The 25477-nt window shown below is 64.1% G+C and carries 27 protein-coding genes; 11 read left to right on the forward strand and 16 right to left on the reverse strand.

The window, feature by feature from the left end:
• Nucleotides 1-27 precede the first annotated feature (27 nt).
• Nucleotides 28-1506, reverse strand: a complete 1479-nt coding sequence (locus tag P9228_RS28635) for an efflux RND transporter periplasmic adaptor subunit (protein WP_278056797.1) — start codon at nt 1504-1506, stop codon at nt 28-30.
• Nucleotides 1507-1964: 458 nt separating this feature from the next.
• Between P9228_RS28635 and P9228_RS28640 the strand changes: the two genes are divergently transcribed.
• Together P9228_RS28640 and P9228_RS28645 are read left to right on the forward strand one after the other, a co-directional pair.
• Nucleotides 1965-3317, forward strand: a complete 1353-nt coding sequence (locus P9228_RS28640) for a hypothetical protein (protein ID WP_278056799.1) — start codon at nt 1965-1967, stop codon at nt 3315-3317.
• A gap of 41 nt (nt 3318-3358) precedes the next feature.
• Nucleotides 3359-3667 carry a CorA family divalent cation transporter gene (locus tag P9228_RS28645; RefSeq protein WP_278056406.1) on the forward strand — a complete coding sequence of 103 codons (309 nt, stop codon included), beginning with the start codon at nt 3359-3361 and terminating at the stop codon, nt 3665-3667.
• Between the two features lie 4 nt (nt 3668-3671).
• Here the strand turns inward: P9228_RS28645 and P9228_RS28650 are convergent, their stop codons facing one another.
• From P9228_RS28650 to cysS, 9 genes are all read right to left on the reverse strand, one after another.
• On the reverse strand, nt 3672-4358 hold the full coding sequence (locus tag P9228_RS28650) for a glutathione S-transferase family protein (protein WP_278056404.1): 687 nt from the start codon (nt 4356-4358) through the stop codon (nt 3672-3674).
• 9 nt (nt 4359-4367) lie between these two features.
• Nucleotides 4368-5297, reverse strand: coding sequence for an EamA family transporter RarD (gene rarD / locus P9228_RS28655; RefSeq protein WP_095800101.1), 930 nt, complete (start codon nt 5295-5297; stop codon nt 4368-4370).
• A gap of 82 nt (nt 5298-5379) precedes the next feature.
• Entirely contained in the window at nt 5380-6996 is a 1617-nt protein-coding gene (cimA, locus tag P9228_RS28660) for a citramalate synthase (RefSeq protein WP_278056800.1), read from the reverse strand.
• A 64-nt stretch (nt 6997-7060) separates the two neighbouring features.
• A complete protein-coding gene (gene pip / locus P9228_RS28665) occupies nt 7061-8026 on the reverse strand; it encodes a prolyl aminopeptidase (protein WP_278056801.1) in 966 nt (321 codons plus the stop codon).
• Complete coding sequence (locus P9228_RS28670; RefSeq protein ID WP_095777832.1) at nt 8023-8499, reverse strand: GFA family protein; 477 nt, start codon at nt 8497-8499, stop codon at nt 8023-8025. The genes pip and P9228_RS28670 overlap by 4 nt, the downstream gene beginning before the upstream one ends.
• Nucleotides 8496-8987, reverse strand: coding sequence for a GFA family protein (locus P9228_RS28675; protein ID WP_095800104.1), 492 nt, complete (start codon nt 8985-8987; stop codon nt 8496-8498). The genes P9228_RS28670 and P9228_RS28675 overlap by 4 nt, the downstream gene beginning before the upstream one ends.
• Nucleotides 8988-9005: 18 nt before the next feature.
• Nucleotides 9006-9392, reverse strand: coding sequence for a VOC family protein (locus P9228_RS28680; RefSeq protein WP_095800105.1), 387 nt, complete (start codon nt 9390-9392; stop codon nt 9006-9008).
• Complete coding sequence (locus P9228_RS28685) at nt 9389-9790, reverse strand: DUF559 domain-containing protein (protein ID WP_278056804.1); 402 nt, start codon at nt 9788-9790, stop codon at nt 9389-9391. Before P9228_RS28685 ends, P9228_RS28680 begins: the two co-directional genes overlap by 4 nt.
• 123 nt (nt 9791-9913) lie before the next feature.
• On the reverse strand, nt 9914-11365 hold the full coding sequence (gene cysS, locus P9228_RS28690) for a cysteine--tRNA ligase (RefSeq protein WP_278056806.1): 1452 nt from the start codon (nt 11363-11365) through the stop codon (nt 9914-9916).
• Between the two features lie 388 nt (nt 11366-11753).
• On the opposite strand from cysS, the gene P9228_RS28695 reads away from it, so the two are divergent.
• Entirely contained in the window at nt 11754-11909 is a 156-nt protein-coding gene (locus tag P9228_RS28695; protein ID WP_082953737.1) for a hypothetical protein, read from the forward strand.
• A 100-nt stretch (nt 11910-12009) separates the two neighbouring features.
• On the opposite strand, the gene P9228_RS28700 is transcribed toward P9228_RS28695, so the two are convergent.
• On the reverse strand, nt 12010-12771 hold the full coding sequence (locus tag P9228_RS28700; protein ID WP_278056808.1) for an SOS response-associated peptidase: 762 nt from the start codon (nt 12769-12771) through the stop codon (nt 12010-12012).
• Nucleotides 12772-12884: 113 nt separating this feature from the next.
• On the opposite strand from P9228_RS28700, the gene P9228_RS28705 reads away from it, so the two are divergent.
• The 4 genes from P9228_RS28705 (at nt 12885) to P9228_RS28720 (ending at nt 15301) form a co-directional block, all read left to right on the forward strand.
• A complete protein-coding gene (locus tag P9228_RS28705) occupies nt 12885-13313 on the forward strand; it encodes an NUDIX hydrolase (protein WP_095777839.1) in 429 nt (142 codons plus the stop codon).
• 69 nt (nt 13314-13382) lie between these two features.
• On the forward strand, nt 13383-13760 hold the full coding sequence (locus tag P9228_RS28710) for a TIGR02301 family protein (RefSeq protein WP_095781940.1): 378 nt from the start codon (nt 13383-13385) through the stop codon (nt 13758-13760).
• Between the two features lie 338 nt (nt 13761-14098).
• Nucleotides 14099-14356 carry a hypothetical protein gene (locus P9228_RS28715; protein ID WP_066997401.1) on the forward strand — a complete coding sequence of 86 codons (258 nt, stop codon included), beginning with the start codon at nt 14099-14101 and terminating at the stop codon, nt 14354-14356.
• 150 nt (nt 14357-14506) lie between these two features.
• Nucleotides 14507-15301 carry a hypothetical protein gene (locus P9228_RS28720; RefSeq protein WP_278056811.1) on the forward strand — a complete coding sequence of 265 codons (795 nt, stop codon included), beginning with the start codon at nt 14507-14509 and terminating at the stop codon, nt 15299-15301.
• Nucleotides 15302-15481: 180 nt separating this feature from the next.
• On the opposite strand, the gene P9228_RS28725 is transcribed toward P9228_RS28720, so the two are convergent.
• Entirely contained in the window at nt 15482-16813 is a 1332-nt protein-coding gene (locus P9228_RS28725; protein ID WP_278056813.1) for a dihydroorotase, read from the reverse strand.
• 85 nt (nt 16814-16898) lie between these two features.
• On the opposite strand from P9228_RS28725, the gene P9228_RS28730 reads away from it, so the two are divergent.
• The 3 genes from P9228_RS28730 to P9228_RS28740 all read left to right on the forward strand — a co-directional run bounded on the left by P9228_RS28730 (nt 16899) and on the right by P9228_RS28740 (nt 20607).
• Nucleotides 16899-17762: a folate-binding protein YgfZ gene (locus P9228_RS28730; protein WP_278056815.1), complete on the forward strand. Its 864-nt coding sequence runs from the start codon at nt 16899-16901 to the stop codon at nt 17760-17762.
• On the forward strand, nt 17762-18400 hold the full coding sequence (locus tag P9228_RS28735; protein ID WP_095781517.1) for an HD family hydrolase: 639 nt from the start codon (nt 17762-17764) through the stop codon (nt 18398-18400). Before P9228_RS28730 ends, P9228_RS28735 begins: the two co-directional genes overlap by 1 nt.
• A gap of 194 nt (nt 18401-18594) precedes the next feature.
• The gene (locus tag P9228_RS28740; protein WP_245307405.1) at nt 18595-20607 is read left to right on the forward strand and encodes an EAL domain-containing protein; all 2013 of its coding nucleotides are present in this window, start codon (nt 18595-18597) and stop codon (nt 20605-20607) included.
• Nucleotides 20608-20620: 13 nt separating this feature from the next.
• Here the strand turns inward: P9228_RS28740 and P9228_RS28745 are convergent, their stop codons facing one another.
• Nucleotides 20621-21511 (reverse strand): fatty acid desaturase family protein, encoded by an 891-nt coding sequence (locus P9228_RS28745; protein ID WP_347404325.1) that lies wholly within the window; start codon nt 21509-21511, stop codon nt 20621-20623.
• 106 nt (nt 21512-21617) lie between these two features.
• Between P9228_RS28745 and P9228_RS28750 the strand changes: the two genes are divergently transcribed.
• On the forward strand, nt 21618-22532 hold the full coding sequence (locus P9228_RS28750) for a LysR substrate-binding domain-containing protein (protein WP_127403688.1): 915 nt from the start codon (nt 21618-21620) through the stop codon (nt 22530-22532).
• Nucleotides 22533-22535: 3 nt separating this feature from the next.
• Here P9228_RS28750 and P9228_RS28755 read toward each other — a convergent pair whose 3' ends face one another.
• From P9228_RS28755 to P9228_RS28765, 3 genes are all read right to left on the reverse strand, one after another.
• A complete protein-coding gene (locus P9228_RS28755) occupies nt 22536-22808 on the reverse strand; it encodes a DUF3303 family protein (protein WP_127216105.1) in 273 nt (90 codons plus the stop codon).
• 73 nt (nt 22809-22881) lie between these two features.
• Nucleotides 22882-24345 carry a RimK family protein gene (locus P9228_RS28760; RefSeq protein WP_067321133.1) on the reverse strand — a complete coding sequence of 488 codons (1464 nt, stop codon included), beginning with the start codon at nt 24343-24345 and terminating at the stop codon, nt 22882-22884.
• 4 nt (nt 24346-24349) lie between these two features.
• Nucleotides 24350-25447, reverse strand: coding sequence for a GNAT family N-acetyltransferase/peptidase C39 family protein (locus P9228_RS28765; RefSeq protein ID WP_278056820.1), 1098 nt, complete (start codon nt 25445-25447; stop codon nt 24350-24352).
• Nucleotides 25448-25477 lie beyond the last annotated feature (30 nt).

Genomic DNA, 25477 nt, shown 5'->3' on the forward strand with positions numbered 1-25477 from the left:
AGCCGGAGACGAGACCGCTCGGCGTGCTCATTGGGCTTCGCCGGTGTCGCCACCATTTCCGCTGCTACCGCTATTGCCGCTGCCGTCGCGACGATGGTGGCGGTGGTGCTTGCGGCCGGCATCGCCCGATGCGTCCGCGCCGCCGCCTGCCGAGCCTTGGCCCTGGCTGCTCGAGATCGCGGGCGCGTTGCCGGGGTTGACGGCAGACGTATTGCTGGTCGCGGCGGCCCCGCTGCCCCTACCCTCCGCTTGCGGCTGCGCGGGAGATCCAGCGCCGGCGGTCGGCGCGGCGCTGTTGTCAGGCACGGTCACCTTGGCGCCGTCCTTCAGCCGGTCGACGCCATCGACGACCACCTTGGCGCCCGGCGGAAGGCCCGACAGCAATTGCGTGACCGAGGCGTCGCCGGGGCCAAGGGAAACGGTCTTCACCGAGACAGTGCTGTCGTCGTTGAGCTGATAGACGAAAGTGCCTGGGGCGCCGTGCTGGATGGCGGCGTTGGGCAGCACCGTCACGCCGGTCAGCGTGCGCACCAGGAGATGCACGTTGACGAACTGGTTGGGATAAAGCCCGCCGTCGGCGTTAGCAAACACGGCGCGCAGCTTCACGGTGCCGGTGGTCGGATCGATCTGGTTGTCGATCGTCTGCAGCGTGCCTTCGGCGATCTGCTTGGTGTCGTTGCGGTCGAACAAGGTGGCCTTGAGCCCGGCATTGCCATGCGTCTGTTCCAGCACTTCGGCGAGGGTGTCTTCGGGCAGCGAGAACAGCACCGAAATCGGCTGCATCTCGGTGATCACCGCAATGCCGGTGCTGTCGGAAGGCGTGACGTAATTGCCCTGATCGACCAGCCTGAGGCCGATGCGGCCGTCGGCAGGTGCAACGATATGGCTGTTGGCGATATTGACCTCGACGGCCTCGATCTGCGCCTGGTCGGACATGACCGTGCCCTCGTCGGATTGCACGGTCGCGCGCTGCAGGTCGACCGCCTGCTGCGTGATGGCGTTGGAGGTCAGCTTCAGATCGCGGTCGAGGTCGAGCCTGGCATCGGTCAGCAGCGCCTGATCGTGCTTCAATTGGCCCTGCAGCTGATGCAGCGAGGCTTGGAGAGTGCGGTCGTCGACCTGGGCAAGAAAATCGCCCTTCTTCACCATCTCCCCTTCGGTGAAGGCGATCGCGGTGATCTGCCCGCTGACCTGCGGGCGCACCGTCACCGTCGACAGTGAGGTGACCGTGCCCAGCGCCTCCAGCGTGATCGGGATGTCGGCCTGCGTCACCGAGGCGACGGCGACCGGCTGCGCGCCGAGATCGCCGCCCCGGAAGCGTCCGCCCCCGCGCGCGCCTTGCTGCTGCACCGGCGCTGGATGAAGCCAGAAGGCGACGCCCGCTCCAGCCGCGACCAGCAGCAGCGCGACCATCCAGCCGCGGCGCCGGCGGCGCACGACCACCGGCTTGATGTCCGTCATCGGCTCACGGAGCGGCTGTAGCCGGCTGGCGACTTCGTCGTCCACTTTGTCACCTATCCGTCGAACCGCATGCGGCCAGGTCGACCACGTCATTGGCCAGCGTCACAGGCCCAAGAGGCAGTCCGGCCGGGAACATAACGCCGGAACCGGGCTGTGCAATTGCGCGCGACATTAAATTCCCGTAAGAATTGAATGGGTTAGGTTGAAGACCACACTCAAAAACGCATGCCCGGGGCGGGCTGTTCGGGACGTGCCCCATCGCGTGGGAGTGACCGACCGCGCCGCCCCGGCCAATGATGACAAGGCTTTAAGGGGTGAACCCGGCCCGTGCGGCGGACCGCCTTTTGACGGTCAGGCCCCGTTCCGGTCCCGGCGCAACCGCAGCCTCCGAGCGGGACCCCACTCCATCCCGCTCGCAAAGATGTGAACGCAGCCACGTGCGAAGCTGCCCTATTCCTCAGCTTTATCGGCAGCGGGCCGGATCGCGATCGAAGAGGGAAGCCATGACCTTTGCCCGGCTGCTCGCCTTGCCCCTGCTCAGCCTGTTGGCGCTCGGCCAGACGACCGCGCAAAGTCCGGACTGGGCCACCTCGCATGACGCACAGGTCGAGGATCTGAAAGTCTTCCGTCACGACTTCCTCGATGTCGACAAGTCTTTTTCCAGCGCCGCCCGCGTGGAAGCGGCATCGCGGCTGCAGGCGCTCGAAACCGCGGCAGGTCCGACCGACGCGACCGTCTTCGCTGTCGATCTCTGCCAGATCGCGGCACTGGCCGACAATGGTCACACGACCTGCAAGTTGCCGCGCGCCAATGGTGTGGCGATGTCTTTGCTACCCATCGACGGCGCCTTCTACGTCATAGCGGCCAGCCCCCAAAACAGCGATCTGCTGGGCAGCCGACTCGCCGGCATCGACGGCCATCCGGCTGCTGAAGTGTCCTCGGCGCTGCGCAGCCTGCATGGCGGCGTGGCGGCATGGCGCGACATCGAGGCGACCGACGCGATCGTCCGGCCCGACCTGCTGCATGCGCTCGGGCTCGCCAATGCCGCCGGCGACGCGACCTTTCGCTTCCAGACGCCCGACGGCCGCATCATCGACCGCAAGCTCGCCCCGGAGCCGCAGCGCCGCGACTGGGTGAAGATTTTTCCCAAGGGCCGCGCGCCCTGGCCGCTGCAGGATCAGGAACAGCCGTTCCGCTGGCGCGATGCGCCCGAACTCGATGGCATCGTCGCCGAGATCAGACGCAACGTCGACGGCAAGACCGGGAAGATCGCCGATTTCCTGGCTGAGGTCGAAGCCGCCCGGGTCCGCCTCGGCCGCAAGAACCTCGTCCTCGACATGCGCTTCAACACCGGCGGCAACTTGATGCTGACCCGCGATGCGCTCAGTTCCTGGCCGTCCCGCGTCAAACCGCCGGGACGGCTGTTCGTGCTGGAAAGCCCGATTACCTTTTCGGCGGGAATTGTCGACGTCGCCTATCTCAAGCAGGCTGGCGGGGACAGGGTCACACTGGTCGGCGAAGCGCCCGGCGACCGCATGATGTTCTTCGCCGATCAGCAGCAGGTGACGCTGCCGCATTCGGGCCTCACGCTGCAGTCCGCGACGCAGCGCTATGACCTTCAAAACGGCTGCAAGGCCTACGCCGATTGTTTCGTCGGCAAGGCGCAACCGAGTTCCGCCACGGGCACGACGCCCGTGCTTGTCGCCACCATCGACAAAGGCAAGGGCCGCAAGCCGGTTGCGCTCAAGACGCTGGAGCCCGACATTGCCGCGCCATGGTCGATCGACGATCTGCTCAAGGGTCGCGATCCCGGAATGGCGGCCGTTCAGGCGGCGTTGGCGGGACAGCAGGAGTAGGACTGTTCAGTCGTGTTTTTATAGCGGAAGCGACCGGCGACATGGCGGCAAGGCTCTCGCACCGCGCGCATACGCTGCATCACGACGGCGAGCAGTTGCAGGCGCGAACCCGGCTTTTGCAGGACGAACTGATGGCGAAGCTGACTGAGCGGTTGAACCAGTTGCTCTACATCCTCTCCGTCATGACCGCGGTGCTGCTGCCGATGACCATCATCTCCGGCCTGTTCGGCATGAATGTCGGCGGGCTCCCGCTGGTCGACACGGCGCTCGGCTTCTGGGTGGTGACGGCGATAGCGGTCGTCGTCGCCGGCATCGTCTACATGGTCGTGCGGCGGCTGGGCCGGGTTTAGCGTCCTATGCGCTTGCGCGCAGATCCTCGACGACCGTACCGGCAGCGCGGACTTCCGCCTCATGGTCCGGCTCGCGCCATGTCTCGGCGAGACCGGCCGCATACCATTCGCGCATGGCAGGCAGATCGAGCAACCGCTTGGGATAAGCAGCGGCAGCGCCCTCGAATGCCAGTCCATAGGACTGTGCCCGGAAAGCGACCGGAGCGAAGAAGGCATCGACCGCGGTGAAGTGGTCTCCGGCAAGGAACGGTCCGCCGAAGCGCGCAAGGCCGTCGTTCCACAAGTCGCCCAGGCGGAAGAGATCGTGCTTCAGCGCAGCGGACATCGATGCCAGCTTGACGTGCACGCCACAGCTCATCGGGCAGTCATTGCGCAGCGCGGTAAAGCTCGAATGCATTTCGGCGGCGGCGGAGCGCGCCCATGCGCGCGCTTTCGCATCGGCCGGCCAGACGCCTCGATGACGCTCTGCCAGATATTCGACGATCGAGAGCGAATCCCACACCGCCCAGCCATCGTCGACCAGGCAGGGTACGCGGCCATTCGGCGAGAATGACCGGAAGAGGCTGAAACTTGAACCGGTCGGGAACGGCGTCAGCCGCTCCTCGAAGCGAATGTCGAGGGTCCGCATCAGCAGCCAAGGCCGCAGCGACCAGGACGAATAGTTCTTGTTGCCGATATAAAGCTGGTACATTTGCCGCCCTCACCTCGTCGCGGGACCCGCCTGGCGAACCTCGCGCCCTCTGAACATCGACCAGCTGTACATGGCCAGCGCAGTCCAGATAAGGGCGAAAGCTATGGCCTGCGTGGTGCCGAACGGCTCATCGAAGATCAGGACGGCGATCAGGAACACCATCGTCGGCGCGATATATTGCATGATGCCGATGGTGGAGAGGCGCAAAAGCCTGGCGCCGAAGGCAAAGAGCAGAAGCGGCACCGCGGTCACCGGGCCGCAGCCGATCAGCAGCGCGGTGTCGGCGCCGGTGCTGGAGATGAAATGGTCCTGTCCCGCGGCGATCAGGTAGGCAATGTAGCAAAGCGCCGGCACCGACAGCAAAAGAACTTCAAGCAGAAAGCCCTGGCTCGGCCCGATCGGCAGCGTCTTGCGGAAGAAGCCGTAGGCGGCGAAGGAGAAGGCCAATGCCAGCGATACCCAGGGTAATTTGCCGGCCTCGACAGTAAGCACGGTCACCGCAATGGCGGCCAGCGCCACCGCCGCGATCTGCAGCCGGTCGAGCCGTTCGCCGAGGAGAACGGCGCCGACCACCACGCTGACCAGCGGGTTGATATAGTAGCCGAGCGCCGTCTCGACCGTGCGGTCGACTGCGATCGCCCAGACATAGATGCCCCAGTTGACCGAGATGAGCGTCGCCGTCAGCGCCGCCATGGCGAGGCTTTTTGGCGAGCGGATCGCGGCCTTAAAGTCGGCGGTGCGGCCGGCCCAAACCAGCACGGCAGCGGCGATCGGCACCGACCAAACGATCCGGTGCGAGATCACCTCGATCAGAGGCAGGTGCGCCACCGCTTTCATGTAGAAGGGCAACAGCCCCCAGAGGAAATAGGCGCCGAGCGCCAAAAGGAAGCCGCGGCGGGCCTTGGCATCTTGATCGAGATCGGCTGTTGCGGTGACCATGGCCCAACGCTATGGCCCAGGGGACCGTCCAAGACCATCGCAAAATTCTGATGGATCAATGGACTTTTGATGATGGTTCAACCTACTCCGCCGCGACTAAGCCAGCCATATCACGGTTCTTCATCAGCTTGTAGATGATCGAATCCATCAGCGCCTGGAAGGAGGCGTCGATGATGTTTTCCGATACGCCGACCGTCCACCAGCGGGCGCCGGTGGAATCGTGCGATTCGATCAGCACTCGGGTGATGGCTTCGGTGCCGCCGTTGAGAATGCGCACCTTGAAGTCGGCGAGCTCGAGGTCGACGATCTCGTTCTGATACTTGCCGAGATCCTTGCGCAGCGCGATGTCGAGCGCGTTGACCGGGCCGTGGCCTTCGGCCACCGACATCTTCTCCTCGCCGTCGACCATCACCTTCACGATCGCTTCGGACACGGTCTTCAGGTTGCCGTTGGCATCGAAGCGGCGCTCGACCATGCAGCGGAACGAGGTGACGTTGAAGAACTCCGGCAGGCCGTGCAGCGTCTTGCGGGCCAAGAGCTCGAAGGAGGCGTCGGCGCCCTCATAGGCGTAGCCTTCGGCCTCGCGCTCCTTGACGATGGCGATGAGCGCGTCGAGCCGGCTGTCGTCCTTCGGCACGTCGATGCCGCGCCGCTTCAATTCGGCGAGGAAATTGGCCTTGCCGCCCTGGTCGGAGACCATGACACGGCGGCGGTTGCCCACGGCTTCCGGCGGCACATGCTCGTAAGTCGCCGGCTCTTTGGCCAGCGCCGAGGCATGGATACCCGCCTTGGTGGCGAAGGCGGATGAGCCGACATAGGGCGCCTGAGCTTCCGGCGCGCGGTTGAGCAATTCGTCGAAAGCGCGGGAGAGCCGCGAAATGCCGGTCAGTGCTTCGGCCGAAATGCCTGTCTCGAAGCAATCGGCGAAGGCCGGCTTGAGCGCGAGCGTCGGGATGATTGTGACCAGATTGGCGTTGCCGCAGCGCTCGCCGATGCCGTTCAGCGTGCCCTGGATCTGGCGCACACCGGCCTCGACGGCGGCAAGGGAATTCGCCACCGCCTGGCCGGTGTCATCATGGGCATGAATGCCGAGATGGTCGCCAGGGATGCCGCCCGCGATCACCTTCTCGACGATGGCCCGCACTTCCGAAGGCTGCGTGCCGCCATTGGTGTCGCATAGCACCACCCAGCGCGCCCCGGCATCATAGGCAGTCTTGGCGCAGGCCAGCGCGTAAGCCGGATTGGCCTTGAAGCCGTCGAAGAAATGCTCGCAGTCGACCATCGCCTCCTTGCCGGCGGCGACCGCCGCCTGGACCGAGACCTTTATCGACTCAAGGTTCTCCTCGTTGGTGCAGCCGAGCGCCACGCGCACGTGATAGTCCCAGCTCTTGGCGACGAAGCAGATCGCGTCCGACTTCGATTGCACCAGCGCCGCCAGCCCCGGATCGTTGGAGGCCGAAACCCCTGCCCGCTTGGTCATGCCGAAGGCGACGAATTTCGCGCTTTCCGTGCGCTTCTGATGGAAGAAGGCGGTGTCGGTCGGGTTGGCGCCGGGATACCCGCCCTCGACATAGTCGATGCCGAATTCGTCAAGCAGCTTGGCGATCGCGATCTTGTCCTCGACGGAAAAGTCGATGCCCGGCGTCTGCTGGCCGTCGCGCAGCGTGGTGTCGAAGAGGTAGAGGCGTTGCTTCATCATGGCTGTAGCTCGAAAAGTCGCGATCCTTCGCGCCGGGGGCGCCGTAGAGCACAAACCTGCATGGTTATTTGCCGGCGTATTTATCCGTCGCCCGAATCAGCCGGTCCAGAATCCCCGGCTCCGAATACGAGTGGCCGGCGCCTTCGATGAGGTGGAAATCCGCCTTCGGCCAGGCCTTGTGCAGGGCCCAGGCATAGCGCGCCGGGCACGGCATGTCGTAGCGGCCGTGGACGATGGTGCCGGGGATGTCCTTCAGCTTCCAGGCATCGCGCAGCAGCTGTCCTTCTTCCAGCCAGCCGGCATGGACGAAATAGTGGTTCTCGATGCGGGCGAAGGCGATGGCATAGTCGTCCTGGCCGAAAGGCGTGCTGGTTTCCGGCTCCGGCAAAAGCGTGATCGTCTCGCCTTCCCACAGACTCCAGGCAAGCGCCGCCTCGACCTTCGCCTTGCGGTCGGTGCCCACCAGCCGCTTGCGGTAGGCCGCCATCATGTCGCCGCGCTCGGCCTCGGGGATCGGCGCCAAAAAACGTTCCCACTTGTCGGGAAACATCTCGGAGACGCCGAACTGATAGTACCATTCGAGCTCGGCGCGGGTGAGCGTATAGATGCCGCGCACGACGAGCTCGCTGACGCGCTCGGGATGCGTTTCGGCATAGGCCAGCGCCAGCGTCGAGCCCCACGAGCCGCCGAACACCAGCCATTTGTCGAAGCCCGCCATCTCGCGCAGGCGTTCGATGTCGGCGACGAGATGCCAGGTGGTGTTGGCTTCCAACGAGGCGTTGGGCGTCGACTTGCCGCAGCCGCGCTGGTCGAACAGGATGACGTCGTAGAGTTTCGGGTCGAACAGCCGCCGGTGTTTCGGCGAGATCGTGCCTCCGGGGCCGCCATGCAGGAACACGGCTGGCTTGGCGCCTTTGGTGCCGCAGCGCTCCCAATAGATGGTGTGGCCATCACCGACATCGAGCATGCCTGTTTCGAACGGCTCGATCTCGAGATAGAGCGTGCGCAAGGAGCTGCTGTGGATCGTCATAGTTTCAGTCCCTGCTGCGGCCAGTTGGCCGTCTCGTGATCGGGATGCTGGAAGGAGATGATCTGCTCCTGCCGTCGATAGTAGTCGGGGTCGTCGTGGACCGGCGCCTCGAAGATCTTCTCCACCCAGGGCAGCCGCACCGCGTAGTTGACCTGGATCTGCGGCGCCAAGTCCGAACGATCGTCGAAGGCACCGATGGCGATCTCCAGCCCGCCCGGCTGGCGGTAGGTGAGCGGCGTGCCGCAGCGGCGGCAGAAGCCGCGATCGATGTTGACCGAGGACTGGAAATAGCTCGGCTCCTCATGGGTCCATTCGACGCCATCCTTCGGCACCGTCACCAGGGCGCCGAAGAAATTGCCGAACTGTTTCTGGCACATGCGGCAATGGCAGATGGACGGGCGCCCGAGCTTGCCGTGGACGCGGAAGCGCACGGCGCCGCACTGGCAGCCGCCGGTTCGAATTTCATCGGTCATGGTTTTTCCTCCGGCGGCCATTGGTCCGTGTCGTGATCGGGATGTTGATAGGAGACGAGCTCGGCGAGATAAGGCGCCGACGAAATATCGCCCATCGTCTCCTCGGAGGGCAGTTTCGAAACGCCGTCGACATAGGGAAGCTTCGCTTCGACGCCCCACTGGATGGTTGGCGCGATGCCGGCCGGGTCGTCGAAGGCGGCGATCGCCAGCGCCACGCCGTCCGGCGCCTCGAAGGTCAGCGGCGTGCCGCATTCGGCGCAGAAGCCGCGCCATGCCGCGCTGGACGAGCGGAAGCGCTTCGGCTCGCCGCGCGTCCAGTCGAGCCTGGCGCCGCGCACCGAGACCAGCGGCAGATAGAAATTGCCGCTCGCCTTCTGGCACATGCGGCAATGGCAGACCGAGGCATCGCCCAGCGCGCCCTCAACGCGGAAACGTACGGCGCCGCACTGGCACCCGCCCGTATAGACCGGCCGGTTATCAAGGCTCATCGATCCCTCCCATCGAGCTCACTCCGGATCATGGCAGACCGCCTCGACATTGTTGCCGTCGGGATCGAAGACGAAGGCGCCGTAATAATTGGGGTGGTAATGCGGACGCAGCCCCGGCCCGCCATTGTCCTTGCCGCCGGCCGCAAGGGCCGCGGCATGGAAGGCGTCGACCTCGGCGCGGCTGCGCGCGGTGAAGGCGACATGCTGATGGTCCTTCGGCTTCTCCTTGCCCGCGCTCAGCCAGAACACCGGCCGGTCGCGGCCATAGCCGCCGACCTTGGCGCCGCCGGTATATTCCTCCGGCACCATGTAGAGCAGCGAAGCGCCAAGCGGCGCCATCGCCTTGTCGTAGAACGCCTTGGACTTTTCGAAATCGGAAACGCTGATGCCGAGATGATCGATCATGGAACGAGCTCCTGCGTTGCGGTCTCCGGCACTTCGGCGCCGGCCAGGCCGGCCGCAATGACGATGTGCTGGCAGACATTGTCGATATCGCGGATCACGTCGTCGTTCCAGAAGCGCAGCATGGTCCAGCCGCTTGCAGCTAGATAGCCACTTCTTGCCTCGTCACGGTTTAAGTGTTCCGCATCGCCATGCTGGCTGCCATCGACCTCGACTATGCGATGGGCCGAGCACGCGAAATCAACGATATAAGGTCCGATCGGCACCTGCCGCCGGAAGCTCATGCCCATCAAGCGGTGGGCACGCAACTCGTTCCAAAGTTTCAGCTCGGCATCCGTCATGGCACGCCGCATGGACTTGGCGTTATTGCGCTGACGGGATGGAACGAGGTCGTGGCCCATAGCTACACGCCCTCACGTTTGCGATTAACGAAATCGCACGCCCGAGCTAATCTCCCCCGCAAGGGGGGAGATTGGACGTCACCGGCGCCTCCGCCAGTCCTGAAACGATCCCCTGCGCCACCCTCACCGCTTGATCTCCCAGGTCGTCACGCGCTGGCCGGTGACCGGATCCTTGCCGTCCTTGAGCTGAACGCCTTGCGCCAGAAGCTCGTCGCGGATGCGGTCGGCCTCAGCCCAATTCTTGTCGGCGATGAACTTCAGGCGCCTGGCGATCGCCTCAGCGGTCACGGTTTCGTCCACCTTCGCTGCGCCGACATCGAAACCCAGAAAGACAAGCGCCGCTTTCAGCGAAGCCGCGGCGGCGTTCTCGCCGGCGCCAGTGAACTCCACCGCCTCGCCGGCAAGCTGTGTCAATCGCTGGAAGGCAGCGTAGGTGGCGAGGTCGTCGGACAGCGCTTCCAGCACGTCTGCCGGCTGGTCCCTCGCCGCCGCGGGCGCAAGGTCGGCCGCTCGCTTCCATTTGCGCAGCGTGTTTTCCGCCTCCTCCAACTTGCGCACGGAAAAGTCGATCGGCTCGCGGTAATGCGTCATCAGCATCGCCTGCCGCAGCACTTCGCCCGGCCATTTCCTGCCGCCGAAAGTCTCGGTCTCCAAGAGCTCATGGATCGAATAGAAATTGCCGAGGCTCTTCGACATTTTCTGGCCCTCGACCTGAAGGAAGCCGTTGTGCATCCAGACATTCGCCATGACTTTGGTGCCGTGGGCGCAGCGCGACTGGGCGATCTCGTTCTCGTGATGCGGGAAGATCAGGTCGAGGCCGCCGCCATGGATGTCGAAGATCTCGCCGAGATAGGCGGCCGACATGGCCGAGCATTCGATGTGCCAGCCCGGACGGCCCCTGCCCCAAGGGCTTTCCCAGCCGGGCTCTTCCGGCGTCGAGAGTTTCCATAAAACGAAATCGCCGGGGTTCTTCTTGTGGGCGTCGACCGCGATGCGGGCGCCGGCCTGCTGCTCGTCGAGATTGCGCTTCGAAAGCTCGCCATAATCGGGCATCGAGGCGGTGTCGAAGAGCACCTCGCCGCCGGCGACATAGGCGTGGCCGCGCTCGATCAGCTGCGCGATCAGCGACAGCATGTCGGCCTTGCCGTCGGCGCGGGGCGCGACGAACTCGGTCGCCCGCGGCTCGTAGGTCGGCTCCAGGCAGCCGAGTGCTGCGACATCCTTGTGGTACTGGTCGGCGGTCTTTTCGGTGACGCGCCGGATCGCGTCGTTCAGCGAAAGCTTCCCGGCTTCGATCTCGGCGCCGAAATCGCGCAGGGCGCGCGCATTTATCTTGTCGTCGACATCCGTGATGTTGCGCACATACGTGACGTGCTTTTCGCCATAGAGTTGGCGCAGCAAACGGAACAGCACGTCGAAGACGATCGCCGGCCGCGCGTTGCCGATATGGGCAAAGTCGTAGACCGTCGGGCCGCAAACATACATGCGCACGTTTTGCGGATCGATCGGAACGAAACGCTCCTTCGCCCGCGTCAGCGTGTTGTAAAGGCTGAGGCCCTTCGATGCGTCAGACATGCGTGCTCTTCCGATCCCTTATGTTGGACGGAGCCTCCCCGCGCGCGGGCGCAAATCGGGCTCCAGCCTGCTGGCCGGGGCGTTTGTCCAATCTAGGGGAAGATAAGGCGAAAACGTCCGGACCAGCGCGAGGCTAGCCAATAATGCAAATGCCACAAATGGCGAAAGACGTTTTCATGCCCGGCTTTATCGCGTCCGCAGGTGTTGCCGTCAAGTCGCTCAACTCGGGAAAGCTGTCGTTCCATCACAGGTAAAAACGGGCCGAAACATTTTATTAAGCATCTCGGCACAGTGATGAAACATTATCGGACTAGACCGCCAAACGTCACGATTTGGTCCGAATCGACCACCAAACCCAGACACGAAAACGTTACCAGGGAAGAGAACAATGCCTCGAAGTAAGCAAGAACAAAGCCGACCGGCGCAGCAGCCGCTCGCCAGCCACTACCGCGCGATCGGCCCTGCGGCCATCGTCGCAGCCCTTCTTCACACCGCGAAGAAGAAGAAGCCGGCGCAGAAGATCATCTCGCCGCGCGCCGCTTGAAACGGCAGGACCGGCGCAGTCTCCGATGATCGGGGTGCCGGCAATGAGGGCGACGCCAATGCTCGCCCTGGAGATGGAAGGCCTCCGCTAGCAGCCTTCGCTAAAACAGGGTCATCTGGTTTTCGTCCGCGCCGGGTTTCTGGCGCCTGACCCTGTCGGGGTGAGGCCCGACCATGCCCCTCTCCTGAATCTCCGGCCCGGTGTTGGCGACCTTGTTGACGAGCTCGGAAACCGGAATCGCCTCGAAGAAATCGGGCTCGGCGGGCTTGAGGAGGTCGAGCACGTCGCGCGGCTCCTGCGTGCGGCAATCCAACCAGCGGGCGAAATCGCGTTCCTCGATCACCACCGGTACGCGGTCGTGGATATGGGCGGTGCCGGCGTTGGCCCGCGTGGTGAGGATCGCGCCGGTGTCCATCTCGGAACCGCCCGGCTCGGCATAGGTCTCGATCAGACCGGCGAAGGCGATCACCCCGCCTCGGCGCGGCCGGATCCAGTAGGGCTGGCCCTTGGCGCTCCCCGATTGCTGCCATTCATAAAAGCCGGATGCCGGCACGAGCGTGCGACGATGCCGCATGGCGGTCTTGAACGATGCCTTTTGCAGCACGCCTTCCGAGCGCGCGTTGAAGAGCAGCGGAAATTCCTTCGTATCCTTGACCCAAGTTGGGATCAGGCCCCAGCGCACTAGCATCGCCTGGCGGTCAGGCAGGTTGGAGCCTGGCGCTCTTGGCGGACCGGCGAACGCCATCAGCACCGGCTGCGTCGGAGCGATATTGTAGCGGGCCGGAAACGCCTCCAGCTCCGCCAGGCCAAGAATGGCGGCGGTCTGGTCCGGCGAGGCGGTCAGGGCAAAGCGTCCGCACATGGATTGGCTCTTCGGTCGGGATCGCCATGAAAGTGGCGATGGAACCGCCGCGCCGCAACCGCTAAAGCTGTCCGGTCCACAACCAAGCCGGCAGCCGGCGCGATTCGCAACGCATGAACAAGGTTCGCAAGATTATCCCGGCAGTCTCCGTCGCCGTCGTGCGCGGCAAGACGGTGCTGCTTGTCAAGCGGGCGCGGCCGCCTTCGCAAGGGCTCTACGCGTATCCCGGCGGCAAGGTCGAGCCGGGCGAGACGCTGGCGCAAGCCGCGGCGCGCGAACTCAAGGAGGAAACGGGGCTCCAGGCGAAGGATTACCGCCCGCTGCGCGACATCCATATCGACGGCCGCGCTGAGCACCACGCGGTCGACTATTTGCTGACGGTGTTCGGCGCGGCCTATGTCGGCGGCGAGCCGGCAGCGAGCGATGACGCTGAGACGGCGGCGTTCTACACGCTGGCGGAAATGGCGGCGATGCCGCTGGCGGGCGATGTGTTTGAAGTTGCCGAGGAGTTGCTTGGTCCTGCGCAAGCCGCCGAGCGGTGACCCCAGAATGGCCTTGCGGGCGACAAAATGTTTCGCCACAAAGCCTTGCTCTTCCATCGCAAGGCCATGATGACCCGCGCCTCCCCCTTTCTCGCCGCAAGCCTCGCTATCAGCATGGCCGTCACGGTGCAGCCGGCATCGGCGGCCGAGGCGCCGTTCGAGCCCGGGCTGATGCGCCTCGCCGAGGTGCTGGGTTCGCTGCATTTCCTGCGCAACCTCTGCGGCGAGAAAGGCGACCAGTGGCGGCTGGAGATGGAAAAGCTGCTCGAGTCGGAAAATCCCGATCCCAACCGGCGCGCCCGCTTCATCGCCTCCTTCAATCGCGGCTACCGCTCCTTCAGCGGCACCTACACGCAGTGCACGCCTTCGGCCACCGAGGCCATTGCCCGCTACATGAAGGAAGGCGAGACGCTGTCGCGCGATATCGCTTCCCGCTACGGGAATTGAGGACCGGCATCGATCGCGACTATCCACCGACAAATCGCTCCAATGTGGCCGGCCTCATTGTATCAGGCTGCGCCTTGGTGCAATCATCTGTTGCGCTTGTGCAACAATGTTAATGAAACGTTAGTGGACAAATGCGGAATTAACTCAAACTGAAGGTTTTAATGCCGCAAGCTGGTCTAATCGGCTAAGCTCGGTCGGAATTGATCGCAGCCTTGCTCGATATGTAGATTGCGACTGCAGAAATGTCGTATTTACAAGCACTTGTACGAGCAGCGCATGAACTGGCAAGTCAAGCCCGGTGCCTTGCCGGACCGACGCTTGAAAAGGTGGACATCGCAATGGAACATGGCGTCAGCGACATCGACGCGTTGGTCAGGGAAGAAAAGCGCCTGACCGCCGTGGAGAGCCACAGTGAAGCCTGGGCGGAAGGATTGTCGGCCGGCATCGAGCCCGAAATCATCGCCGAGGCTGCGCTGGAAACCGCCTTCGGCGAGATGCTGCGCGCCAATGGTGAGACCTCAGCGCTGGCCCTGCTCGACCGCATGCGCGAAAAGGTGATCTCCGGCGCGTTCGAGCCGGAACGGCTCAGGCACTAGCCCGCCCGCTTTGGCTGCTTTTGACGGCGACGCGCCGTTTGGGCATCATACCCGCCGCCTAGCCATTAGTTTTTCGCAATTCCGGACGGAAACCATTGCACAGTTTTCTGGAATTGCCCTAGCGAGCCCGGAACCATGGAGAGGCAAGGGGTGAGATTTTCGTTGGCAGGCAGGCCGCGCGGGCTGGCCCTCGGCATCTGGATCTCTGCTTCCTGCGCCGGGCCATTGGCAATCTGCCTCGCCAGCACGCCTTGCTATGCGCTAAGCGAGATCCAACGCGAGGAGTTGCCTTCGCCGGTCACTCCGTCCACCAGTGACGAAACGACCGCTCCGGGGACCACCGTGCCAATGCCGGCCGCGCCCGGCACCAAACCCTCCGACAACAGCCAGCCGGCCGACGAGACGGACAAGAGCGCGCCCGAAGCGCCAACCGGCAGCGGCGGCATCACCAGCCCGCGCTCCGACCCGGATTCGCCGCCGCCGCCCGTCGTCTACGACCTCGACAAGCTTCCCGAGCCGGTCAAACGCATGCACGGCCTGATCATCGAGGCCTGCAAGAGCGGCGATATCGAGAAACTTCGGCCGCTGATCGGCTCGGGCGAATCCATGACGCAGCTATCGCTCGGCGACATCGAGGGCGACCCGGTCGCTTTCCTCAAGGGACTCTCCGGCGACGGCGACGGCCAAGAGATTCTCGCCATTTTGGAAGAGGTGCTCAGCGCCGGCTATGTCCATGTCGACACCGGCACGCCGCAGGAGCTCTATGTCTGGCCGTATTTCTTCGCGCTGCCGCTCGACAAGCTGGATCCCAGGCAGCGCGTCGAGCTGTTCAAGCTCGTCACCGCAAGCGACTATGACGACATGAAGCAGTTCGGCGCCTATATCTTCTATCGCGTCGGCATCACGCCCGCCGGCCAGTGGCTGTTCTTCGTCGCCGGGGATTGAGCCAGAAGCTCATCCCTTGCCAATTTTGGTCTGCGGCCATATGCGGTTTGCCTCCTCTCGCAGAGCCGGAATCGCATCGGCTCCCACCGTCGGCATTTGCAAGAAGAAAATCGACCAGGGCAAGTTCTCGCAGCTGCAGGCACTCATAATGCAGGGCGCGCTTAAGAAATCCAACGTGGCCTAAGCCGCCAGCGCCTCGGAAAACTCCACCGCCCTGCCCTGGCCGGGCGTGACGATCTCGCCGTCCCAAATTACCCGGTTGCCGCGCACGATGGTGCCGACCGGCCAGCCGGTGACCTCTTTGCCGTCATAGGGCGTCCAGCCCGCCTTGGAGCCAGCCTGCGCGTTGGTGATGGTCTCGCGGCGCTTCAGGTCTACGACGGTGAAATCGGCGTCGTAGCCGGCGGCGATGCGGCCCTTTCCCGCCATGCCGAAGATGCGCTGCGGACCGTGACTGGAGAGATCGACGAAACGCTGCAAAGTGAGCCGGCCGGCGTTGACATGGTCGAGCATGATCGGCACCAGCGTCTGCACGCCCGTCATGCCCGAAGGCGAGGCAGGATAAGGCTTGGCCTTCTCGGCCAGCGTGTGGGGCGCGTGGTCGGACCCCAGCACATCGACGATCCCTTGCGCAATGCCGTGCCAGACGGCGTCGCGGTGGCGCGCCGCGCGCACCGGCGGGTTCATCTGGATCAGCGTGCCGAGCCGCGCATAGTCGTCAGCTGAGAGCGTCAGGTGATGCGGCGTCGCCTCGCATGTAGCGACGTCCTTATGCTGCTCGAGGAAAACGATCTCCTCGGCCGTCGAGATGTGCAGCACATGGATGCGCGCGCGCGTCTGTCTCGCGATGCGCACCAGGCGCTCGGTGCAGCGCAGCGCCGCGATCTCGTCGCGCCAGACAGGATGCGACGAGGGATCGCCCTCGACGCGCAGACCGAGCCGCTCGCGCAGACGGAACTCGTCCTCGGAGTGGAAAGCGGCGCGGCGGCGGGTGTTGCGCAGGATGGAGGCGACGCCTTCGTCGTCCTCGACCAGCAGGTCGCCGGTGGACGAGCCCATGAAGACTTTTATGCCGGCAGCTCCTGGCAGCCGCTCGAGCTCGCCGACATCGCCGGCATTGTCGCGCGTGCCGCCAACCCAGAAAGCGAAGTCGCAATGCATGCGGCCGGTGGCGCGCCGCACCTTGTCGGCAAGGGCCGCCTCGCTGGTGGTCAGCGGATTGGTGTTGGGCATCTCGAAGACCGCGGTGACGCCGCCCAAAACCGCGGCGCGAGACCCGGTTTCCAGATCTTCCTTGTGCTCCAGTCCCGGCTCGCGGAAATGCACCTGGCTGTCGACGACGCCGGGCAGGATGTGCAGGCCCGTGCAATCGATCGTCTCGCCGGCCGACGCTTGGCCGAGATCCCCTATCGCGGCAATACGCCCGGCCTTCACGCCGACATCGCGCCGGCCTTCACCGTCATGGTTGACTACCGTGCCGCCTGTCAGGATGAGGTCGAAGGTGGTTGCCATGGACTGGTCCAATCTCTTGCGGGGGGAGTGTGGCCGGCTTACGTAATGACCATCATTTTTGCAAGATCAGGCCGACTTCACGCCCATGCCCTTTGCCCTGCTGAAAGACCGCGCGCTCATTTCCGTGTCAGGCCAGGATGCCGAACATTTTTTGCAAAACATCCTCACCACCGATCTCGATGCGCTTGGCGCCGGCGAGGCAAAGCCCGGCGCGCTGCTTTCGCCGCAAGGCAAGATCCTGTTCGATTTTCTCATCTCTCGCGCCGGCGAGAACGGCTTCCGGCTGGAATGCCGGACCGACATAGCCGATGACTTCGTGCGCCGGCTGATGCTTTACCGGCTGAGGGCAAAGGCCGAGATTGCCAAGCAGGATCAGGCGCTTGTCACGGTTGCATGGGGCGATGATTCAACCGCCTCACTTGCCAATTCAACTTCCCTCGCCGACACGCGCTTCCGCGAGGTGGAGGTCAGGCGCACATATGAGGGCGCAGTTCAGGACAGCGGCGATGCCGGCGCATGGCAGGCCCTGCGTATCGCCAACGGCATCGCCGAAAGCGGCAGCGACTACCAGCTCGGTGACGCTTTCCCACATGACGTTCTGCTCGACGAGACCGGCGGCGTCGGCTTCAAGAAAGGTTGCTATGTCGGCCAGGAAGTCGTCTCGCGCATGCAGCATCGCGGCACCGCGCGACGCCGCGTGCTGGTCGCCACAGCCGGGGGTTCCCTGCCTGCGACCGGTACCGAGCTCACCGTCGCCGGCCGGCCGGTCGGCACGCTGGGTTCGGTAAGCGGCGGACGCGGCCTCGCCATCGCCCGCATCGACCGCGTCAAGGCAGCGCTCGATGCCCGCGACCCGATCATGGCCGGCGACGTCCCGGTGACGCTCGCCATCCCGGGCTGGGCGAAATTCTCCTTCCCGCAAGACACCGTCAGCGCGGAGGAGGCCTGATGGCGGCCGACAGGGCGGGAGCGCCGCCGCGCGCCTGGCAGCGCATGCTGTCCGGCCGGCGGCTCGACCTGCTCGACCCCTCGCCGCTCGACATCGAGATCGCCGACATCGCGCATGGCCTCGCCCGCGTCGCCCGCTGGAACGGCCAGACCAGCGGCGAGCACGCCTTTTCGGTGGCTCAGCATTCGCTGCTGGTCGAGGCACTCTATGGTGAGCTGGTGCCGGCCGCCTCCGCCGAGGCGCGGCTCGCGGCGCTGCTGCACGACGCGCCCGAATATGTCATCGGCGACATGATCTCCCCCTTCAAATCGGTGATGGGCGGCTCCTACAAGGACTGCGAGCTCAGGCTGCAGCGCGCCATCCATCAACGTTTCTCGCTGCCGGCCGAGCTCGGTTCCACCTTGCGCAAGGACATCAAGCGCGCCGACCAGATCGCCGCCTATTACGAAGCGACGCTGCTTGCCGGCTTCTCGACCGCGGAGGCGACGGAGTATTTCGGCCGGCCGCGCAGCTTTTCCGCCGACCATTTCGACTTCACTCCACGCTCGGTGACCTGGGCGCAGGCGGCATTTCTGAAACGATTCGCGGCGCTGGAAGCTAAACGCCAGCCTTTTCTCGCTGCCAATTCCGTCAAATAAAAGAACGCTAAATTAACCGGCGGCCACGACAGTAAACTGTTCAGTCACGGTCGGCAGGCGCGCTCATGCCCGTTGCTCATGTCAAGGCTGGTTCGGCCGCAGTCAGGCGGAAGGCAACCGGTATTGGCCCGGTTCGACGAATAGCGGAGGAACTTCGCGCACAAAACGAGCGCTTTTCGGCCGCCGTCGAGAACATGTCGCATGGCCTGTGCATGTTCGACGCCGACGAGCGCATGATCATCTGCAACCGAAACTACATCGACCTCTTCCGCCTCGACGCCAAAGTCACGAAGCCCGGCATTCGCTTCTTCGACATCTTGCAGCACAGCGTCGAAATCGGCATCGCCTCGCAAACCGCCGAGCAGCTCTACGCCGTCCGCAAACCCTATATCGACGGCGCCAAGCCCTCGACTTATGAGGAGACGCTGGCGGACGGGCGCATCATCGTCATCTCGCATCGGCCGCTGGCCTCCGGCGGCTGGGTGTCGATCTACGAGGACGTGACCGTGCAGCGGCGCTCCGAAGAGGAACTGAAGGAGCAGCATCGCCGCTTCGACGCCGCTTTGGCCAACATGTCGCAAGGCCTGCTGATGTATGACGCCGACGGCAAGATGATCGTGCGCAATCAGCGCTTTCTCGAGCTCTACAACGTCGCCGCGACAGATTTCCCTTTTGGAACGACACACCGCGACGCGCTCAAACGACTGCTGGAACTCGGCATCTACACCAAGATCGACGTCGACAGCGAAGTCACCAGGACCGAAGCCTGCCTGCGAGCAGGGAAAATGCAGTCGGCTTACCGCTATCTTGCCGACGGCAGGACTTTTCTGGTGGTTCGGCAGCCGATGAGCGGCGGCGGCTGGGTCGTGACCTTCGACGATGTTACCGAGCGTCGCCGCGCCGAAGAGCGCATGACGCATCTTGCGCATCACGACACGCTGACCAACCTGCCCAACCGCTCGATGTTCCGCGAGCGCCTGGACCAGGCATTGAGCGAGGCCAAAGCCGCGCCGGTGGCGATCTTCTCGCTCGACCTCGACCGCTTCAAGGCCGTCAACGATACGTTCGGGCATCCGGCCGGCGACTGGCTGCTGAAAAGGGTGGCCGAGCGCCTGCAACGCTGCCTGCGCAGCGACAAGGACGTGGTGGCGCGTTTCGGCGGCGACGAATTCGCCATCATTCAATCCAATATCAGAAACGCGGTCGACGCCGAAAAGCTGGCCAAGCGCATTATCGAGGTGATCGGCAAGCCTTATCGCGACAAGGGCCGCGAAATGCATGTCGGGGTGAGCCTCGGCATCGCGCTTTATCCCAGCGACGGGCAGGATGCGGATACGCTGCTCACCAATGCCGACATGGCGCTCTACCGGGGCAAGAGCGAGGGGCGCAACATCTACCGTTTCTTCGAGCCGGGCATGGATGCCATGGTGCGGGAGCGCCTGGCGCTCGAGGCCGACCTCGAAGCTGCACTCCCGAGGCGCGAGTTCGAACTGGATTTCCAGCCGATTCTCGACATCGCCTCCGGTGAGATCGTCGGCGCCGAAGCGCTGATGCGCTGGCGCTCGCCGTCGCGCGGGCTGGTGCCGCCGCAAGACTTCATCGCCGCGGCCGAAGAAACCGGGCTGATCGTGCAGCTCGGCGACTGGGCGCTGCGCAAGGCCTGCGGCGTGGCGGCGGGCTGGCCGCAGGACGTGCGCATGGCGGTCAACGTCTCGGCGGCCCAGATCAAGAGCGGCGGCTTCGCCCGCAGCGTGATTGCGGCGCTCGCCTTTTCCGGCCTGCCAGCAAGCCGGCTGGAACTCGAAATCACCGAAACGGTGATGATGGACGAGAGCGACAGCGTGCTGAGGACGCTCGGGCAATTGCGCGGGCTCGGCGTGCGCATCGCGCTCGACGATTTCGGCACCGGCTATTCTTCGCTCGGTTATCTGCGGCGCTTCCCGGTCGACAAGATCAAGATCGACCGCTCCTTCATCCACGATCTCGACAAGCGCGACACGGCGGCGATCGTGCGCACGGTTATCGGGCTCGGCGCCGAGCTCGGCATCACCGTCACCGCCGAAGGCGTCGAGGCCGAAGCGCAGCTCGACATGCTGCGCAAGGCCGGCTGCGGCGAGGCGCAAGGTTTTCTGATCGGCGCGCCGGCCAGGGCCTCGGAGATGAGCCGCCTGCTGCGCTCGCAGGAAAAGCTTCGCCGATCCGGTTGATGCCAGGCACCGGTCAGCGCAGCGTCTCGAAATATTTCTCGTGGAAGCTCACATAGCCGGGTTCTACCACTTTGAGATGCCGCGCGATCAGCCGATGAAAAGCCGGCAATTGATGGAACGGCACACCCGGATAGGCGTGGTGCTCGGCATGGTAGGGCATGTTCCAGGCGAGCTTGCGCACGAACCAGTTGGTCAGCGTCGTCCTGGTGTTTTCCAGCATATTGGCGACGAAGGGGCAGCGGCCATGCTCGGCCAGCAGATAAAGCCTGAGAAAGGGCTGCCCGAGCAGCGCCGGTACGAGCCAAACGTAGAGGAGCACGGTCGCCTCGAGCCAGATCGCAAGCGTCAGCACGACGAGGTAGAAGGCGATCATCGCCCGCGCCTCGGCCTGGACTTTCGGCAAGCCTTTCGGGGGCACATAGCTGTCCCCGCAGCGGCCGCTGGCATTTCTGTAGAGCGTCTTGAAATGACCCCACCACACCGGCAGGCCAGACACATGGACGATGTACTGTCGCAAGGTCTCGGGCTTCGGGAAAGCCAGCTCCGGATCGTTCTGCGGGTCCTGAGTGAAGCGATGATGGGCGAAATGGAAATAGCGGAACCAGTCGGCCGGCAGCGCGATCGCCAGGCTGCAGAGCCGCGCGACGGCATCGTTCAGCCACTGCGTTTCGAAGGCCGTCCTGTGCACGGTCTCATGCAGCAGCGTGAACAGGAACACGATCAGGATGCCCTGCGGCAGCATCAGAACCGGCCAGTACGGCACCTTGGCCGCGATCAGCGCGCCGAGAGCGACGATGGCGCCGAGATGAACGACGAATTGGATGATGCCCGGCAGATCGGACTTGCCGGTCAGCCGGCTGCGCTCCTCATTGGTCAGCGAGGCGATGACGTCGCGGTGGTCGATGGTGTGGTCGATGGCGCTCATGAGGCTACCGTACTGCAGAAAGAAAGCTTTCGAAAAACGAGGAATTCTGCAAAATAGATAAGCTCAGCTTATCTTTTCCGTCGCCATGGTCGCACTTCCCTCCCTGCGCGGACTTCAAGCCTTCGAGGCGGCGGCGCGCAGCGGCAGCTTTGCCGCAGCGGCGGAAGAGCTGTCGATTTCGGCGGCGGCGGTCAGCCAGCTCATCCGCACCGTGGAAGAACAGATGGGCCGCAAGTTGTTCCACCGCGTCAACCGGCGCGTCCTGCTCACCGAAGCCGGCGTCGAGATGTTGCCGAGGCTTACCATGGCCTTCCAGGAAATCGGCAGCGTCGCGCGGGATGTAGGCGGCGATGCGTTCCGGCCGAGGCTCGTCATCTCGGTGCCGCCTTCGATGGCGATGGGCTGGCTTTCCGAACGCCTCGCCGGCTTTGTCGCCAGCCACGGCGCCGCGGATATTTCGCTGAGAGGCGAGGACGACCCTGTGCCGTTCGACCATGAGATGGTCGACATCCGGCTATCCTACGGCCGGCACTATCGCGAGCATCCGACCGAGGAGATCGCCCGGGATGCGGTCTATCCCGTCTGCGCGCCCAGCCTTGCCGGCGCAGCCAAGCCGGAAACTCTCGCCGGCCTGCCGTTGATCCACACCGACTGGGGCCCGACCGGTGCTGCCTTTCCGTCCTGGCGCAACTGGCTCGAGGCGGGGGGCATCGCGCCGGGCCGGTCGGCCCAGCGCGGGCTTTCGGCCAACTCGTCGCGGGCCGCACTCGATCTCGCCATGTCGGGATTGGGCGTGGCGCTGGCGCAAGGCATCTACTGCGCCCGGGCGCTGGAAGACGGCAGGCTGGTCCGGCCGGTTGCCCGAGCGCTGGAATTGCGCCAGCCTTATTGCCTGACGATCCCTGAACGCAGCGCAAGGCGCGATGTGGTGGCGGCGTTTCGCGAGTGGCTGATCGCGGAATGCGTGCGCGCGGTCAGGTCGCCGGCGCTCGGTGCCTAGCAGTCAGAGATGCCCGGCCAGGGCCGCGACCATGTCCTTGCTGGTGGCTACCGGAACGATCTCGAACTCCACCAGATCGGCCCATTCGATGACCCAACGCTGCAGCAGCGTGACGTCATCGGCCTCGACAAGCAGGAAGCAGCGGCTCATGTCGCCTGCGATCCAGCTATGGTGAACGACAAGCGCGTCCGGTTTCAGCCGGCCCCGATTGCGGAACCGCCGGTAGATTTCCTTGCGGTCGCAGCCGCGAAAATCCTCGACAACGAAAAACAGCATCTTGCCCCCATTCAGTTGATTGTCTTAGCCGGATTCAGCGACGCCAGGCGATCCCGTCCGGATGCAAAATGCTTTAGCGACCAGTGCGCTCCAGCCGCTCCAGGAACCATTGCGTAAGCCGCACCCAGAGCTCGTCCTTCTCGCCGGAATCCTCCCAGCCATGGTCGAGATTGGGGTTATCGTTGACCTCGATGACGAAGACGCCGTCCTTGGTTTCCTTGAGGTCGACGCCGTAGAGCCCGTCGCCGATGCAGCGCGCCGCCTTGACCGCCGTCTCGACCACGTGCGGCGGCGTCTGCTTCAGCGTGAAGGTCTTGATGCCGCCCTGATCGGGCTTGCCGTTGGCCTTGTGGTTGACGATCTGCCAGTGTTTTTTGGCCATCAGGTAATGCACGGCAAACAGCGGTTGGCCGCCGAGCACGCCGACGCGCCAATCATATTCGGTGGGGATGAATTTCTGCGCGATGAGGAGGTCGGAATCCTCCAGCCACTCGGTCGCCAGCTTTGTCAGATCGGCAAGGTTCTCGCATTTCTTGACCCCGCGCGAGAAGGATGAGTCCGGGATTTTCAGCACCAGCGGAAAGCCCAGCGTCTGGGCGGCGAGCTCCAGATCGGAGGTGCCGGCAATCATCACCGTCGGCGGTACCGGCACCTTGTTGTAGGTCATCAGCTCGTTGAGATAGACCTTGTTGGTGCAGCGGATCATCGACAGCGGGTCGTCGATCACCGGCATGCCCTCCTGCTGGGCGCGGCGCGCGAAGCGGTAGGTGTGGTTGGAGATGGATGTCGTCTCGCGGATGAACAGCGCGTCGTAATTGGCGAGCTTGGCCAAATCCTTCCTGGTGATCGGCTCGACCTCGACGCCCATCTTCTCCGCGATCCTCGCCCAGTAGCGCAGGGACGAAATCTCCGAAGGCGGCAATTCCTCATGCGGATCGACGAGCGTCGCGAACGTGTAGCGCGCCGGCGTGCGCCCCTTGGTGTCGCGCCACTCGCGGTTGGTGTAGGTCTCCAGGCATTGCAGGAAGACTTCTTCTTGCTCCTCGCTCATGCGCGCGAGCGGCAGGAAGCCGATCTTGCGGATCGAAGCCCATTCGGCGCTGTCCTTGATGTGGACCTCGAGCGCCGGCGCGCGAAACCAGTCGAACAAGAGCTTGGTGAACCGGTCCCAAACTTTCGAGGGCCCGATGCCAAAAAAGACTGCGACCTTCGTCGGAAAGGTTCCGTCGAGATCCTTGCGGCATTTGTTGAGAGCGAGCTCGAGTTCCGGCAACGCATGCTCATAGAGCTTGCGCTCCGACAGATCGATCATGGTCTCGACGGTCGGAATCACTTTGTGGCCGCGCGATCCGGCGAGCAGCGAGGCATAATAGCCGCGGCTCTGATAGCCGTAGTTGTTCGAAAGGTTGATCACCTTCGGCCGCTGGCCGCGAAACAGCGCCGGATGCGCGAGATAGTCGCGGTTGGTGATGATCTTGTGCGGCGTCGCCACCTGGTCGAGATCGTTCTGCCTGCCTGTTAGGATGACCCAGGTCATTGTGTCAGCGTTTTCCCAGGTTGATGGCGGCGCGCAACCCGTCGCGGCCGAACTGAGCCATGTTCATGAAGATGCCATAGGGCACGGGAATGTTGGCGGCGTCGAGGATGGTTTCCTGCCTTTCGTCTTCGACCCAAGGATCGTGGATGAGGATATGGTCGCCGTCGTCGCCGATGGCCAGCACCCAATGCGGCACCTTCTTGCCGAACATCAGGAAGCCGCTGATCAGCACCAGCACCAGCTTGCCCTCGGCAAGGGCGGCGCGGATGTCGTCGATGCCGAACGGACGGTAATTCACCGGGATGCCGTAAAGTTCCGCGCGCCGGCGGAAGTCGACCTGGGCGAGCTCCATCACCCGGCGCTTGTCCTCGCTGCGCACCGACTGCAGGAACAGCGCGCCGTGAAAGGATACGAAGATCTCGGCGGCAAGCCCGCTTTCATAGCCGGCAACCGCCAGGCCGAAAGGCTCGCAGCCGCCCGGCCCCGACATCATGAATACCGTGGTCGCCTCGCGCCACAGGCGTATTTCCATGACCGGATCGGGCACGAAGCCGGAATCGAAATTGGCCATTGCCATCATCAGGCAGCACGGACCGCAGGTGAACTCGCAGGTCTGCTGGTAAAACGGCACCCCGGTGCTGGTCGGGACATCGCCGCGCAGCGTCTTTTCGTAACGGAGCGCAGTGGCGCCGTCCTCGTAATAGTCGGGCTCGCGGCCGATCTTTCGGTAGCCTGCCTGCTCGTAGATGCCGATGGCGCGCTGATTGTCCTCGCGAACCTCGAGCCGCAGCATCATGCGATCGTGTTCATAAGCCGCCTCTTCGGCCGCGGCCAGCAATTGGCGGCCGATGCCGAGATTGCCGAAGAAGGGACCGACGGCGATGGAATAGAGCCGGGCCACGCCGCTGCCCTTGCGAAACAAGACCACCGCGTAGCCGGCGACATGGCCGTCATTCTCAGCCACCAGCATCTCGGCGGTCTCATGCTCTATCAACTGGCGAAAGGAGCGGCGCGACAGGCGATCGCTTGAGAAGACAGCCTTCTCGATGGCGGCGAGGTCATCGACGTCCGACGCGCGGGCCTTGCGGATCTCGGCAGGCATGCGGGGTTTGGGAGAACCTCGATTGGATTA

Source organism: Mesorhizobium sp. WSM4898 (assembly GCF_029625845.1).
GTDB lineage: Bacteria > Pseudomonadota > Alphaproteobacteria > Rhizobiales > Rhizobiaceae > Mesorhizobium.

Coding starts and splice junctions, on each gene's coding strand:
- P9228_RS28735 (WP_095781517.1), top strand. CDS start 17,762: ATGGCGGCCGACAGGGCGGGAGCGCCGCCGCGCGCCTGGCAGCGCATG.
- P9228_RS28640 (WP_278056799.1), top strand. CDS start 1,965: ATGACCTTTGCCCGGCTGCTCGCCTTGCCCCTGCTCAGCCTGTTGGCG.
- cysS (WP_278056806.1), bottom strand. CDS start 11,365: ATGTCTGACGCATCGAAGGGCCTCAGCCTTTACAACACGCTGACGCGG.
- P9228_RS28715 (WP_066997401.1), top strand. CDS start 14,099: ATGGAACATGGCGTCAGCGACATCGACGCGTTGGTCAGGGAAGAAAAG.
- P9228_RS28670 (WP_095777832.1), bottom strand. CDS start 8,499: ATGACCGATGAAATTCGAACCGGCGGCTGCCAGTGCGGCGCCGTGCGC.
- P9228_RS28650 (WP_278056404.1), bottom strand. CDS start 4,358: ATGTACCAGCTTTATATCGGCAACAAGAACTATTCGTCCTGGTCGCTG.
- P9228_RS28645 (WP_278056406.1), top strand. CDS start 3,359: ATGGCGGCAAGGCTCTCGCACCGCGCGCATACGCTGCATCACGACGGC.
- P9228_RS28750 (WP_127403688.1), top strand. CDS start 21,618: ATGGTCGCACTTCCCTCCCTGCGCGGACTTCAAGCCTTCGAGGCGGCG.
- cimA (WP_278056800.1), bottom strand. CDS start 6,996: ATGATGAAGCAACGCCTCTACCTCTTCGACACCACGCTGCGCGACGGC.
- P9228_RS28725 (WP_278056813.1), bottom strand. CDS start 16,813: ATGGCAACCACCTTCGACCTCATCCTGACAGGCGGCACGGTAGTCAAC.
- P9228_RS28710 (WP_095781940.1), top strand. CDS start 13,383: ATGACCCGCGCCTCCCCCTTTCTCGCCGCAAGCCTCGCTATCAGCATG.
- P9228_RS28740 (WP_245307405.1), top strand. CDS start 18,595: ATGTCGCATGGCCTGTGCATGTTCGACGCCGACGAGCGCATGATCATC.
- P9228_RS28685 (WP_278056804.1), bottom strand. CDS start 9,790: ATGGGCCACGACCTCGTTCCATCCCGTCAGCGCAATAACGCCAAGTCC.
- P9228_RS28695 (WP_082953737.1), top strand. CDS start 11,754: ATGCCTCGAAGTAAGCAAGAACAAAGCCGACCGGCGCAGCAGCCGCTC.
- P9228_RS28705 (WP_095777839.1), top strand. CDS start 12,885: ATGAACAAGGTTCGCAAGATTATCCCGGCAGTCTCCGTCGCCGTCGTG.
- P9228_RS28680 (WP_095800105.1), bottom strand. CDS start 9,392: ATGATCGATCATCTCGGCATCAGCGTTTCCGATTTCGAAAAGTCCAAG.
- P9228_RS28730 (WP_278056815.1), top strand. CDS start 16,899: ATGCCCTTTGCCCTGCTGAAAGACCGCGCGCTCATTTCCGTGTCAGGC.
- pip (WP_278056801.1), bottom strand. CDS start 8,026: ATGACGATCCACAGCAGCTCCTTGCGCACGCTCTATCTCGAGATCGAG.
- P9228_RS28760 (WP_067321133.1), bottom strand. CDS start 24,345: ATGACCTGGGTCATCCTAACAGGCAGGCAGAACGATCTCGACCAGGTG.
- P9228_RS28755 (WP_127216105.1), bottom strand. CDS start 22,808: ATGCTGTTTTTCGTTGTCGAGGATTTTCGCGGCTGCGACCGCAAGGAA.
- P9228_RS28765 (WP_278056820.1), bottom strand. CDS start 25,447: ATGCCTGCCGAGATCCGCAAGGCCCGCGCGTCGGACGTCGATGACCTC.
- rarD (WP_095800101.1), bottom strand. CDS start 5,297: ATGGTCACCGCAACAGCCGATCTCGATCAAGATGCCAAGGCCCGCCGC.
- P9228_RS28675 (WP_095800104.1), bottom strand. CDS start 8,987: ATGAGCCTTGATAACCGGCCGGTCTATACGGGCGGGTGCCAGTGCGGC.
- P9228_RS28700 (WP_278056808.1), bottom strand. CDS start 12,771: ATGTGCGGACGCTTTGCCCTGACCGCCTCGCCGGACCAGACCGCCGCC.